Genomic DNA, 14589 nt, shown 5'->3' with positions numbered 1-14589 from the left:
AATTATAGAAAGTATGAAATCAAAATATAAAATATTAAAACGCTTTACTGGAGCTTTTTTGGTATCTCTAGTGTCCATCGCATCATTTAACAGTTGTGAGCAGTTTGACTTAAATGAAACTCCAGGAGAATCACAATTCATTGTAGTTCCTTATTCTACAATAAATGAAATGGAATTGGCTGTTACGGGTATGTATGGTAAGTTTAGAGATGCTGCACAAATGTCGACTTTTTACGTAAGTGGTTGGGGAGGTGATGATATCACAACACATCCATTAAGTAATAAAGCAGATTTTAGAGAATATGATCAACGTAGTTTAACACCTTATAACACTAGAACGTTAGACACTTGGAGAAATGTTTATGGTTTAATTCGTTCAGCAAATACAGTTTTAGAAAACACGGCTGCTTCAACTTTACCAGCTCCAAGTCAGGCACGTAAAGATGTTTTACTTGGTGAGACGTATTTTTTGAGAGCAATTATGTTCCATCATTTAGTGCGTATTCATGGTAAAATAGTTATCAAATTGGATACTAAATTGAGTGAAAACCCAGTTTTGTCTCCTACCGTAGACGTGTATAAACAAATTGAAAAAGATTTATTATTGGCAGAATCATTATTGCCGACAAAAACTACTGTAGGTTCGGCTAGACCAAACAAAGGTTCTGTTAGAGCAATTTTAGCTCGTTTGTATTTGGATTGGGCAGGATTCCCTGTGAAAGATGTAACAAAAAATGCAGCAGCAGCAGCTAGTGCTAACACGGTAATAACAAATCAAGCTTCTTATGGATTTGCAATGGTTTCAGATTTGAATTCTCTTTGGAGTGAAGCAGGTAAAAACAATACAGAATCTGTATTTACAGTAGAGTTTTGTCAGCCTTGTGGGTTACAAAATGCTAAATATGGTATGCTAGGAATTCCAGGTGATATTTTTGGTTGGGGAGAAACTTTTGCTGAAGTTCGTTTTTACGAAGATTTCGATAAAGGTACCAACTACTCAAATTTTAATACTTATAGAAGAGATGCAACCTATTATGAAACATTACCATTGAATGCAGATGGTAAACCAACTGCAGCAGCTGTAGCCGCTCCGGCTAAGACTTGGAGTTGGAGAGAGTCGAAAGATGTGCAAACTCCAATTTTCAAAAAAGTAGTGGGGCCTTTAGCTGAAAACGCTGGTGTAAACTTTTATACTTCTAGAAGTGATTATTGGATGAGAATGGCCGAAGTACATTTGATTTATGCAGAAGCATCGGGTGCAGCTGGAGGCGCAATCCCATCTGCTGCATGGGAGTCATTGAATAAAGTACGTAGAAGAGCTAATAATTTACCAATTAATACACCTGCGCCTCTCATTGATGTAGTATCAGGGAATATTGTTGAACTTGCTTATACGGAGCGTAAATGGGAATTTGCTGGAGAGTATGTACGTTGGAATGATTTGGTTAGACGAGAAAAAGTTGCCGAAGCTCTAGGAGGTACAGCAAGGGATCCGCAGGTAACTATTGGTACAAAATATAATGCTGACGGAAGTAAAACTCCACAAGCCTTAACCAAACCTGTCAATGCAATTTTAGGGTCTTTAGCAAATACAAATTACTTTGCGCCAATACCGCAGTCTGAAGTAGATTTGTATCCAAGTTTAAAATAATTTAATTAATTTTTATTCTAAATTTAAAAACGGTATTACCTCTTTGGTAGTACCGTTTTTTGTTTACAATTTATCCCTCTGTTTATTCTAATTATTGTATTTTTAAAGTCTATTATAAAACTAACTTTTTTATTAAACCATATGTTTAGATCAACTTCATTCATATACCTAACTCTAGGTGTTTTATTGCTCTCGTTTTTACAATCTTGCAAAAACAAAGACGCCAATTCAGATGATGATTCGATACTTTTTTCAACAATTACTCCCGAAGAATCGGGTGTTGCTTTTGTAAACGAACTCAAAGAAGATCTTGATCTAAATTATTTTCAGTACAACTACATGTACATCGGTGGCGGTGTGGCTACTGCCGATTTTAACAATGACGGACTAATTGATTTGTTCTTTACCTCAAATACACACGACAACAAATTGTACCTGAACAAAGGTGACTTCAAATTTGAAGACATAACTACAAAAGCGGGAATTACCAAAAGAGTGGGTTTTGATGCAGGAGTAACAGTGGCCGATGTTAACAATGATGGTTTCATGGATATTTATATCACAAGAGGGGGTTGGGACGACTCTGATAATAAGTTTGCCAATATGTTGTACATCAACAACGGTAATATGACTTTTACCGAAAAAGCAGCAGAGTTCGGAATTGCAGATGCCAACCGCGGAATCAATTCGGTGTTTTTTGATTATGATAATGACAATGATTTGGATTTATTTGTATCGAATACGCCCGATATGACTAGCAAACCAGAGTTGGGTGATTTCAAGAGCTTAAAAACAAATCCAAATACAATCACCAAAAAAGGAAGTGACCGCCTGTATGAAAATGATGGTAAAGGACATTTTACTGATGTCTCTATAAAAGCAGGAATTGGTCCTGATACTGGATTCGGACTCAACCCAACAATTGGAGATTTGAACAATGATGGGTATTTGGATATATATGTATGTAACGATTTTAATATTCCTGATTTTGTTTATCTAAACAACAAAAACGGAACGTTTACCGATCAGCGTGAGGCTGTGGTTAAGCATATGTCTTTCAATAGTATGGGCGGTGATATTGCCGATATCAACAATGATGGTTACTTGGATATCATGACGTTGGATATGAATCCCGAAGATTACATTCGATCCAAAACCACGATGGGAATGACCTCTAAAGAAAATTTCGATCAAATGGTTGATGAAGGGTACCACCACCAATACATGCACAATATGTTGCAACTGAATAATGGTAATGGAACGTTTAGCGAAATTAGTAAAATGGCTGGAATCGCCAATACCGATTGGAGTTGGTCTATTTTGTCAGCCGATTTTGATTTGGATGGGTTCAATGATGTTTATGTGACCAACGGTGTTTATAGAGATGTAATTGACAAGGATAAGAACAATGAAATTTTAGCCATTTTAAGAGCTAATAATCGAAAACCAACCAAAGAAGATTTCTTGGGATTTGCACAAATGTTGCCACAGCAAAAATTAACTAATTATTTTTATCGAAATAAAGGAGACTTGACATTTGAAGATAGTTCGAAAAAATGGAGTACGGGAACCAATACTTTTTCGAATGGTGCTGCTTATGCCGATTTGGACAATGATGGAGATTTGGATTTAGTTGTTAATAATATCAATGAAGCAGCGACTTTGCTAAAAAATAATTCGAGAGAATTGGATAAAGGGGAGTTTTTAGAAATTAATTTCAAAGGACCTGCAACCAATCCTTTTGGGGTTGGAACAACTGTAAATTTAGTCTTGAAATCGGGCGAAAAACAAACCCGTCAATTAATTAATACCAAAGGATTTTTGTCTGCAGTTTCCAATCAATTGCATTTTGGTTTTAAGAAAGAGGAAACTATTGATTATCTTGAAGTTATTTGGTCGGATGGTAAAAAGCAAATCATTAAAGCACCAAAAAACAGTCAGCAATTGGCTGTGAAGTATCAAGATGCTGTTGCAGGAACGACCAAAGCTGTCGCGAGCGCTATTTTATTCGAAAAAATGCCTTTTAGCTACAAGCATACTGATCCAAAAACAAATGATTACAAAGATCAAATTTTGTTGCCACATAAACTATCGCAGACAGGTCCTGCAGTAGCCAAAGCGGATGTCAACAAAGACGGAATCGAAGATGTCTACCTAGGCGGTGGTCACGGTCAAGCTGGGCAATTGCTTTTAGGCACAAGCACAGGCGGATTTTCGGCTCTTAACGTTGCAGATTTTAACAACGACAAGCAATTTGAAGATGTAGGCTCATGCTTTTTTGATGCTGACAATGATGGCGATCAAGATTTATATGTGGTGAGTGGAAGTTATGAATTTGATAAAACACCCAAATTACTGCAAGATCGTTTGTACCTGAACGACGGAAAAGGACAATTTAATCGCGCTGTCAAAAATTTGCCTGAACTATTTGCTGCAGGCTCTGTAGTAGTTGCCGCTGATTATGACAATGATGGTGACATGGATTTGTTTGTAGGTGGGAGAGTGGTTCCAAATAAATATCCTTATGCACCGAATAGTTATTTATTGATCAATAATAAAGGTGTCTTCACAAATGAAACACCAACCAAAGCAGGTACTTTGCAAACAATCGGAATGGTAACTGATGCAGTTTGGTTTGATATTAATAATGACAAAAAACTAGATTTGGTGGTTTGTGGCGAATGGATGGGGATAGAAGTGTTCCTGAACAAAGGCGGATTCTTAGTGCCGACCAACGATTATAAAGCACTAGCCGATAGCAAAGGTTGGTGGAATAAACTTCTAGTAGCGGATATAGACAATGATGGCGACCTTGATTTGGTTGCAGGGAATTTGGGACTGAATTATAAATTTCATGCTACTGCCAAAAAGCCGTTCCATGTGTACACGCATGACTTTGATTATGATGGCGTAGAGGATATTTTTCTGGCCAATGAGTACAATAACACCCAAGTACCCGTACGCGGAAAAGGCTGTACGGCTCAGCAAATGCCACATTTGAAAAATAAAATTACGAGCTACAAAAACTTTGCAGACGCAGATTTAAAAGGAATCGTAGGCGAGAGTATTAATTCGGCTCTGCATTATACGGTAACCGAGTTCAGATCTGGAATTTTCATAAATAATGGAGGAGAAAATTTTGTTTTCGAACCCTTTTCGAATCAAGTGCAAACGGCTCCAATCAACAGTATTATTTACGATGATTTTGACGGTGATGGAAAAAAAGATTTAGTGATGGCAGGGAATAATTACCAGTCTGAAATTGAAACTACACGATCAGATGCTGGTTTGGGCTACTTTTTGAAGAAAAACGCAAAGAATAAATTTAGTTATGTTTCGAATAAAATGTCTGGATTTTTTGCAGATAAAGACGTGAGAAATTGTATCGAAATAAAAAACAGCGGTATTAAATATATTTTGGTAGTAAATAATAACAATACACACGATTTATTTAAAGTTGTATCTAAAAAATAAATTACATTTACTTTCAAATCAAAAGCTTCAAAAACTGTAAAAAGATTTTGAAGCTTTTTTTTTGGACCAAACCAAAAAAAATAACCAACCCCTTTTTCATTAGTATAAAATGAAAGCATTCCAAACCATTTTAGATCCTAGATCTATGTTCGTTCTTGTTCTTCTTTTTCTCTTTAGTGGCACAGCAGTCGTTTTTGCACAAGATAATGTCATTAAAGGAAGTATAACAAACAAAGAAAATACACCATTAGAGTCCGTTTTAATCACCGTTGTCGGGACCAAAGATGCTGCTTTGACCAATAGTAACGGAATTTTTTCTATTCGAACAAAACCTTCCTTCCCATTGCGATTAAAGATTCATTTGGAAGGCTATACGGCCAAAGAAGTGTCACTAAATTCGGCTGAGTTTGTTACTATTTTACTTGAAAGTAACAATAATTCACTTGATGAGGTTGTAGTTTCGAGTGGCTATATCATCCAAAAGAAAACAGAAATTTCAGGTGCTGTAGCTTCTATTTCGGCCAAACAAATTCAGAATAGACCCACTACTAGTTTTGACCAATTACTAGGAGGGCAAGCCACAGGAATTGATGTTTTGCAATCAAGTGGTGTACTCAATTCTACCCCAGTGATGCGCATACGAGGACTGAATACCATTACTTCGGGACTTTTTCCGCTTGTGGTTGTCGATGGCGTGAGTGTGTTTGTGGGTTCGATAGGAGGGATGACAGGAAACAATCCGCTTTCGGATATTAATCCAAATGATATTCAGACTATTGATGTTTTAAAAGATGCTTCGGCCTCGGCAATATATGGTTCACGAGCAGCAAATGGTGTAATTGTAATCACGACCAAAAAAGGAAAAATTGGCAAGACCAAATTCAATTATGACTCTTGGTACAGTGTGAACACGCCTTATAATTTACCTAAATTATTGGGTGCTGAAGACTATGTCATGATAAAAAACGAAGCCATGGTCAATGCTGGAAAAGCCCCTGGATATTTTCTGTCCTATAATCCAGACGGCAGCGTTGTAGATACCAATTGGTATGATGTGGCTTACCGATCAGGATTTTCAAACAATCACAATTTGAATATTTCGGGAGCCAATGAAACTACAGATTATTACTTTTCGGTAGGCTATAGCAATCAAAATAGTTTTATTCGAAACAATAGTTTTGAACGCTATTTTTCGAGACTGAACATCAACCACAAAGTCAACCATTACCTGAAAGTAGGAGCAACACTTTCCTATAGTAACGGTATGAATACGAGCCCGAATACAGGCGCTATATCCAGCAATACAACGGCTTCCTCGGCCTACAATACCGAGTATATTACCAATGAACCCATTGGTAGAATGACGTATGTGTTACCACCCAATGTACCCGTGTACAACAACGATGGTTCCTATAGTGTTCAAAACGGAACTAGCGTAGGTTATGGTGCCAATGTGCCTCTGCTTATAGGTACAATCAATGCGTATAATTTGGCCATGGTGCAAGACTTAGACATCAATTCGTCTCAAAACAATGCACTACTAGGGAACGTTTACGCCGAAATAGATATAAACGAATACCTAAAATTCAAAACTAGTTATGGGTTGAATAATTTACAAGTAACCAACAAATCATTTCTGAATCCCGTTCACGGGGGTGGCGCTTCTTCCAATGGTGTGGCGACCAATATTCAAAGTAAATACCTGCGCAAAGATTGGATTAATACGTTGACTTATACCAAAGATTTTTCGAGCAAAAATCATTTTAATATGCTTTTGGGACAAGAACAAATAAAAACGACAACCGACAGTTGGGGAGCAACGCAAAGCAATATAACCGACCCTTCCTATAGCAATTACCAAGGTGGTTTCATCAATATTTCTCCTATTGGGAATCTATATGGGGAGAACGGTCTCGCCTCTTATTTTTCGAACATCAATTACAATTTCGACAAACGTTATTTTGTGAGTATCAATGCCCGAAGAGATGGACTATCTGCTTTGGCAGACGGTAATAAATACGGAAATTTTGGTAGTGGTTCTGTAAGTTGGGCCGTTAGTCAGGAGCGGTTTTACCAACAAATGGCGGTAAGCAAAGTAATCAATTCATTGAAATTTCGTACCAGTTACGGTGTCGTAGGAAATAGTGAAATAGGGGATTATCCCTCCATCGGAACCTACAGTTCGGGTACCTACGCCGGAAGTCCAACATTAGGATATTCGCAAACAGCCAACCCCAATTTAAAATGGGAAACAAGCACCAAATTAGATTTAGGATTAAATTTTGCCCTGCTAGACAACCGCATCACAGTAGAATTTGATTATTACAAAAACACCATCAAAGATTTGATTCTCAAAGCACCACAAGCTTTGTCTGCTGGAATTCCAAACAATTACATCAATGCTAACATTGGTGGCATGTACAATAAAGGATTTGAACTAGGCATCAACGCGCTAGTTTTAGACAAGTCCGATTTTAAATGGAACGCCTCCTTAAATCTTTCGACCCTTAAAAACGAAGTAACCTCTTTGGCAAGTGATGTTTTTGTTCCCAGTGTTTTTGGCGTACAAAACATGACCAGAGTAGGCTATTCTGTAGGGTCTATTTTTGCCGTTCCTACCAAAGGTGTAAATCCAGACAACGGTCAAATGGTTTTTATCAATAGCAAAGGGCAAGAAGTGCAGTACAACCACATCGGTTCTCCAAAATGGACGTTCCTAGACGGTACAGCCGCGCCCGCGATTGACAATTATACCGATGGTGTGATTCAGGGGCCGTCCTTACCCAAAGTTTTTGGAGGGTTGAACAACAGCTTCAAATACAAGAATTTTGATATGAATGTCAACTTCACCTTTGTTTCGGGTAGCAAGTTATACAATGGGACCAGAGCCACAAATTCAGACCAACGTTATTTCAATAATGGCGAATTCATCAAAAACCGTTGGACCACTCCAGGGCAAATCACCGACATTCAAAAACTGTATTATGGAGACAACGTTTCGGCAGGATTTTCGTTTACCGCTACCTCAAAAGTAGAAGACGGTTCTTATATTAAATTGAAGAACATTTCAGTTGGGTATCACATTCCAATCCAGAAAACCTTTTTGCGCAATAGCCTATCGTCTATCTATTTGTATTTGCAAGCCGCCAATGTGTATACCTGGACCAAATACCGAGGTGCAGACCCAGAGGTTTCCATCAACGGAAACTCTATCAATTCGGGTAAAGACCAAAACGTGCCACCCAATGCGCAAGTAGGCACCTTTGGAATCAATGTTGGATTTTAGTTCTTAATTTAGAGTAGAAAATAATGAAAAAATATATAATTATTCCCATGGTTGCTCTTCTCTTTTTTAGCTTTTCAAGCTGCGAAAAAGATTTATTGGACACCACTCCCAAAACCAGTATTGCCGAAGATGATGCCTACAGCACCGCCGGAAAAATGGCAGCACAAGTCAATTATTTGTACAAATTGCTACAAAATCAAAGCTTTTACGGAGGCCGCTACATTGTTTTTAACGAACAACGAGCAGATGAATTTGGACAAAACGACGGAAACGCAGCAGCAGGTTCGGCAGTGTGGAATCAAAACGTGGGCTCTACCAATGATTTTGTAAACAACGTTTGGTCCGTTTGTTATACCGCCATCAATGCGTCCAATATATTGATAGACAAGCTCAATACCACCACCGTAGTGACCGATGCAGTAGCCAAAAACTACCGTGCCGAAGCCCGCTTTGTACGTGCCTTATGCTACCTTAGTTTGGTGCAAACCTATGCCAAACCCTACGCACTAGACAAAAACGGACTCGGTGTACCCTTGCGATTAACACCTGTAACCGAAGCAGGAAACAACGATTTGGCACGTTCCAGTATCGATGTCATTTACAAGCAAATTGTAGACGATTTAGACCAAGCCGAAACCGATTTGCCTGACTCCTACAGCAGCAGTTTACTCAACGTTTCAAGAGCCAAAAAAAGCACCGCCATTGCTCTAAAAACTCGAGTGTATTTGGTACAACAAAAGTATGATAAGGTGATAGATGAAGCAAAAAAAATCGTTTCCCTCACGGCACCCTATCAGTACACATCAGGAACAATAACACATCAATTGGAGTCCAGTTTCAATGTTATATTCACAGGCAGTTACACGGGCAATGAAGCACTGTTTTCGATTCCGTTTGCCAATAGTACTACTGAAACTCCGGCTTCACAAAGTTCCTTGGCTTTTAATTACGTAGGGCAACCTATCATTGTTTTGGCTACAGACGGTATCGCCAAAGATCCTGCGCTCAACACCACAGCCGATGCTCGCGCGACGCTAATTGCAACCAACAGCGCCAACCAAAAAATACTAAAGAAATTCAATATTTCAACAGCGCCCTTTCGCGATTATGTACCTGTAATCCGCTATGCTGAGGTGTTGCTCAATTATGCCGAAGCCAAGGCCAAGAACAACGATTTGACCACCGCTGCCAATGTCCTCACAGCCGTTCGCAACCGTTCCAACCCTAGCTACGTTTTTCCAACCAACGCCATCGACACTCAAGCCGCTTTAATCGCCACCCTCTGGAACGAAAGACGCATTGAGTTCCTAGGCGAAGGCATGCGCTTGATGGACCTGCAGCGTAATCTACAAACCATCCCAGCCAAAAAAGGCGCCATTGGGACTGCACCCTTAGTTTTGGTGAGCAGCAGCAACTACATTTGGCCCATTCCAAGTGGCGAAATATCCACCAACAAATTAATGGTTCCGAATCCTTAGAGGTAGTGGTAAAATACACCATTCTGTCTCTGAATTTACCAACAAAAAGGCAATGCTTTTTAATAATAAACCATTTAGATATTAAGAAACATTAAGGCTAAATTGTCTTAATTTCTTAAAGGGAATAGCAAGCATTTCAAAACGGAAGAATTAAAAGTAAAATTATACACTATCAACATTATTTGTAAAATAGTGCTATTTCAATTTCGAGATATAATTTTTTCACAAAAAATATAATATAAAATAACGTTAGCTGAATGTATGTACTTCTAATTCCCCTCTTGAGAGGGGTTAGGGGTGTGTTTTAAGTATTGGTAGTTCAATTATTTGGAATATGATATCAATGGTAGCGCCATGTTATTAAGTAAAGGATTGTAAAATAAAATAGCATGCAGATTTTAGCTGATAATAATAGAAGAAAATTTGCCCAATCTGCCCAATCTGCGTGAAAATAAAAAAGTGAATCTCCTTACTTAATAATGTTGATTTCAAGCACAATAGTATTAAATAAAGAGATTTTTAAATGAAGATTAACGAATTTGACTAGATCGAAAGTGAACTTATAAAGCTTTTCAGATTTGTTGTTAGTAAATAAAAATTTCACTTGTTTTTTAGCCGTCTCGCCAATCTGAAATCGAGAATCGTTACTCTAAAATCTGAAATCAATTTTTAGTTCGTTCTTGATTTAATAACATTGACTGCTATCCCTAACGCAATTATAGAGTTCGTTACTTCAACTTTTCGACCGTCTTCACCACATCTGTTTCAGGAAGTTTACAAGCACCTTCTACGCAAACATAAATATAGGTTTCATCAGGCATGTATCGGCTTTCCAACAGGGGTAATTTACTGTCTTTGGTCGTGCCAGCATACAATACATTCGGTAAATAATAACTCTGAAGCGCATTCATTTTTTGTTTGGCAGCTGGGCCAGCAACAGCAACTTCATAATAATTATCGGTATAGTTGAGCATCAAGTCTAGCCAATTGTAATAAGCAGTCGGGTAGGCGATAGCCTCTTTTTTGACGTTGTTCAGCATTTGTTTCGCGATGCCACTATATTTCGCATCAGAGAAATAATGCCCTAACTGAAACAAAGAACCAGCCAAAACTGAGTTGGAACTCGGAATAGCGTTGTCGCTCACTTCCATTTTTCGAGTGATGATATTCGGGCTATCGTTGGCCGTAAAATAAAACATATGTGTTTTTGTGTCAAAGAAATGAGCGATGCTGTATTGCATTAAATCATGTGCTTGATTCAGCCATTTTTCATCCAGCGAAACCTGGTACAAAGCGATGTAAGCATCAATTACAGCAGCATAATCTTCAGCGAATCCAGTGATAGAACTTTTTCCATCTTTGTAATTGTGATACAAATTACCGTCTTTCTGGAGCTGAGTCGTGCGGATAAATTCGGCATTTTTTAGCGCCATTTCCAAGTAATGCGGGTTTTTCAAGGCTTTGTACGCTTGCACATACCCCTTAATCATCAAGGCATTCCATGACGTTAAGGTTTTGTCATCCAGATGCGGACGGCTTCTTTTGCTTCTTGCCTTTAGCAATGTTTTTTTCCAATCTTTGATTTTGAATTGTAAAGCTCCCAAAGCAATCTTTTGCGACTTAGTAAACGCTTCATCAGTTTGGGTTTTCACAAGAACGTATTTATCTTTTTCCCACAATCCAGTGCTGTTTATGTTGTAATAGTCTTTGAATAAGTCAAAATCCGATTTCAGTTCTGATTTCAATTCAGCGATTGTCCAAGCATAAAACGCACCTTCTTCGAGTTTGTTTTTGCTGTCCTTGCTATCCGCATCTAGCGAAGAGTAAAAAGCACCATTTTCGGCCATTAATTCTCGTTCTACAAAGGTCAAGGTTTCTTCAATCGTTTGTTTGTAACTAGGGTTTTTGGTTGCCAAATACGCATCGGCATACAAAGTTACCAATTGTGCATTATCATACAACATTTTCTCAAAATGCGGAATATGCCATTTGGAATCTACCGTATAGCGCGAAAAACCGCCACCTATTTGGTCGTACAATCCACCGTTGGTCATGGCGTTAAGAGTAGTAGTCAGTTGTTTTTGCCATTGTGCGTCTTTCTTCTGGAAACCATAACGCAACAAGAAATGCATCGCTTTGGGCATCGGAAATTTTTGGTCACCCACCAATCCACCATTGGTAATATCAATATTTTTTTGCCAATTTTTTAGAGCAGTAGTAAGTTCGGTAGCACTAAACGCTTCTTTGGAAGGATTGAAAATAATTTGCTCCGATTCTTTGATGCCTTGGGTTAATTTATCCGCATATTCAGCGGCTTTTTCAGGGTCATTTTTATAGAAGTCCGAAACCTTGGTCAGGACTTTTATCCAATCGTCTTTCGGGAAATAGGTGCCACCAAAAATAGGTCTTCCATCAGGCAGAGCAATGCAATTCAAAGGCCATCCGCCGCTTCCTGTCATTAATTGAACCGCATTCATGTAGATTTGATCAATATCAGGACGTTCTTCACGATCGACTTTGATGCAAATAAAATGGTCATTCATAATTTTGGCAACGGCTTCATTTTCAAAACTCTCTTCCTCCATCACGTGACACCAGTGACAAGCCGAATACCCAATCGAGATGATTATCAATTTGTTTTCCTTTTTTGCCAAAGCCAAGGTTTCAGGATTCCAGGCACGCCAATTCACAGGATTGTGCGCGTGTTGCAACAAGTACGGACTCGTTTCGTGAATTAAATCGTTGGTGTATTTGAAATCGCCATCTTTGGACAGTTGTTTGCAACCTATAAACGATACGCTAAAACACAATAAAAGGAAGAAATATTTTTTAGGAAACATTTGGTCTGATTTTCAATATTAAAAAAAGGAAAGGTATAAAAAAAGAGTTTTATATGTATAGAAATGCAAAACTGTTTTTGAACTCAAAAATAGTATTTTAAGGTCTATTAGAACGCTTTTAATTTGGGCGTTCCACCAAAAAAATAAGGGTAATGCCGTTTGCGCATAGCCTTATTTTTTGGTGGCGGTCTATCCGTTGCAAGTCCTCAATTAGTTCCGCTACCGCTACACTAGTTTTCGGGCTTTCCCCCGACGCTTCGGGACTATCCCTAACGCAGCTACATAAGGACGTTTTTTGGGTATAAAAGATATTTAGAAAAGACAGAAATAACAGCGGTAATTGTTTTTTTTATTTTCTAAAAATGCATAAACTTGCTTATATTTGGTAGTTGACGGTCAGTTGCACGCGCCGGAGAGGAATTTTAAAAGTTTCTAAAAACAATTAAAATGAATAAATCATATATAATTCTCATTCTATTTTTAATAATTTATTTAAAAATGAATTCTCAAATTAAATCAGATACATTAGCTAATCTGAAAAGTGAATTTATTGTAAAGCTTAAGAAATATAAAGATAAATCTTTGAAAAATGTTTTAGACAAATTACCATATGAAATTCAATCATATGCTTTAATTTCATCACCACCATCAGACTTTAAAAGTTCTTGTGCAATGGCATCATTTGAAACTCTTAAACTTCGGAAAATTATTATTTATTTTAGAGAATATAAAGACGTTAAATTAAGTATCGACGAAATATTAAATGGTCAAATAACTAAAATCAATAATACTGCTTTAAATAAAATAAAACTTGAACCAAAGCTTGTAGTAGAACTTAAATACTTTGACAATTTCCTTTTTTTTAATAATATTCTAAATAGCACTTATTTTGACACATATGATAAATGGACTGAAAAGATTAAAAATGAATTATCACTTCCAAAGTATATAATACAAAACATTGAAACCGAATGATGAATAAAAAAAGAAGTGTATAACCGAACTAAATCGAAAATTGGAATAGACATAAATTACAAACAACCGAACTGCTAACCGCAGTTACTCAATATACAAGGCTTTAGAGGAATTACCGTTTCTCAATAATGTTCATGTTCAGCCAAAAAATTGGGGTCTCAACTAGTACTCGTTTATCCTCAAATCTGGTGTGTGACTGCGTCGAGTACCTACTTAAATTATAACCAAAAAGCGTAGCGTTTGCAACGCGGTTATTTATATTTCCTCCCTATTAATTTCCCTGCTAGTTCCTGCGTAATGTCATTAATGTAAGGTTTTAATGTGTTTAAAATGAGTAATTTAATTCGGATAAAACTTGTGTGTAAGTGGTGATTTCCATCTGTTTATAGGTAAATACACCGCGTGCCAGTAACAAGAAAAAACTCTCTTTTTGTAATGGAGAAATTGAAAGAAGTCATTTTAGTAAAGAAATAATTTTGAGATACAGAAATAATGAAACAGATTTTACCCGAAAAGGCAAACAACCATTTGGTCAAATGTTGCTTTTTATGTTCAATTTGGTTAAGAAAAGTTGGTTATAGAAATTGACAATTTTGTTGAATTTTTAAATTCCAAAACAGATTCCAAAAAGTGCTTTTGTACCATAAAGAATGAAAATTAATCCAGAAGTTTTTAACCACTTATCGGAAGTCACTGTAGAGAATACTTATATTGAGAATAATACCCCAATTAAATCATTTAAAGGATTTAGATTACTTGCTGTAGATGGGTCAAAAGTTACCTTACCCTATACAGAAGATTTTTAAAAAAAAATGGAGAGTCCAAAAATAACACAAAAAGAAGTGTTGTTCTGGGTAGGTCTTCGGTTTTATATGATGTATTAAA

The 14589-nt window shown here is 37.3% G+C and carries 7 protein-coding genes; 6 read left to right on the top strand and 1 reads right to left on the bottom strand.

Annotation, left to right across the window (positions count from 1 at the left end; translation table 11 throughout):
* Positions 1-13: 13 nt before the first annotated feature.
* The 4 genes from ABZP37_RS15830 to ABZP37_RS15815 all read left to right on the top strand — a co-directional run bounded on the left by ABZP37_RS15830 (position 14) and on the right by ABZP37_RS15815 (position 9889).
* Positions 14-1651: a RagB/SusD family nutrient uptake outer membrane protein gene (locus ABZP37_RS15830; RefSeq protein WP_366184066.1), complete on the top strand. Its 1638-nt coding sequence runs from the start codon at positions 14-16 to the stop codon at positions 1649-1651.
* Between the two features lie 141 nt (positions 1652-1792).
* The gene (locus ABZP37_RS15825; RefSeq protein WP_366184065.1) at positions 1793-5125 is read left to right on the top strand and encodes a VCBS repeat-containing protein; all 3333 of its coding nucleotides are present in this window, start codon (positions 1793-1795) and stop codon (positions 5123-5125) included.
* A 109-nt stretch (positions 5126-5234) separates the two neighbouring features.
* The gene (locus ABZP37_RS15820) at positions 5235-8411 is read left to right on the top strand and encodes a SusC/RagA family TonB-linked outer membrane protein (RefSeq protein WP_366184064.1); all 3177 of its coding nucleotides are present in this window, start codon (positions 5235-5237) and stop codon (positions 8409-8411) included.
* A 47-nt stretch (positions 8412-8458) separates the two neighbouring features.
* Positions 8459-9889, top strand: a complete 1431-nt coding sequence (locus ABZP37_RS15815) for a RagB/SusD family nutrient uptake outer membrane protein (RefSeq protein WP_366184063.1) — start codon at positions 8459-8461, stop codon at positions 9887-9889.
* Between the two features lie 728 nt (positions 9890-10617).
* Here the strand turns inward: ABZP37_RS15815 and ABZP37_RS15810 are convergent.
* The gene (locus ABZP37_RS15810) at positions 10618-12729 is read right to left on the bottom strand and encodes a thioredoxin domain-containing protein (RefSeq protein WP_366184062.1); all 2112 of its coding nucleotides are present in this window, start codon (positions 12727-12729) and stop codon (positions 10618-10620) included.
* Positions 12730-13176: 447 nt separating this feature from the next.
* Between ABZP37_RS15810 and ABZP37_RS15805 the strand changes: the two genes are divergently transcribed.
* Positions 13177-13704, top strand: a complete 528-nt coding sequence (locus tag ABZP37_RS15805) for a hypothetical protein (protein ID WP_366184061.1) — start codon at positions 13177-13179, stop codon at positions 13702-13704.
* Positions 13705-14354: 650 nt separating this feature from the next.
* The gene (locus tag ABZP37_RS15800; protein WP_366184060.1) at positions 14355-14510 is read left to right on the top strand and encodes a hypothetical protein; all 156 of its coding nucleotides are present in this window, start codon (positions 14355-14357) and stop codon (positions 14508-14510) included.
* Positions 14511-14589: the final 79 nt, after the last annotated feature.

The sequence above is a fragment of the Flavobacterium ovatum genome, from assembly GCF_040703125.1.
Taxonomy (GTDB): Bacteria; Bacteroidota; Bacteroidia; order Flavobacteriales; family Flavobacteriaceae; genus Flavobacterium; species Flavobacterium ovatum.
Note: the sequence above shows the minus strand (reverse complement) of the source record. Positions and strands in the feature narration are given on the sequence as shown.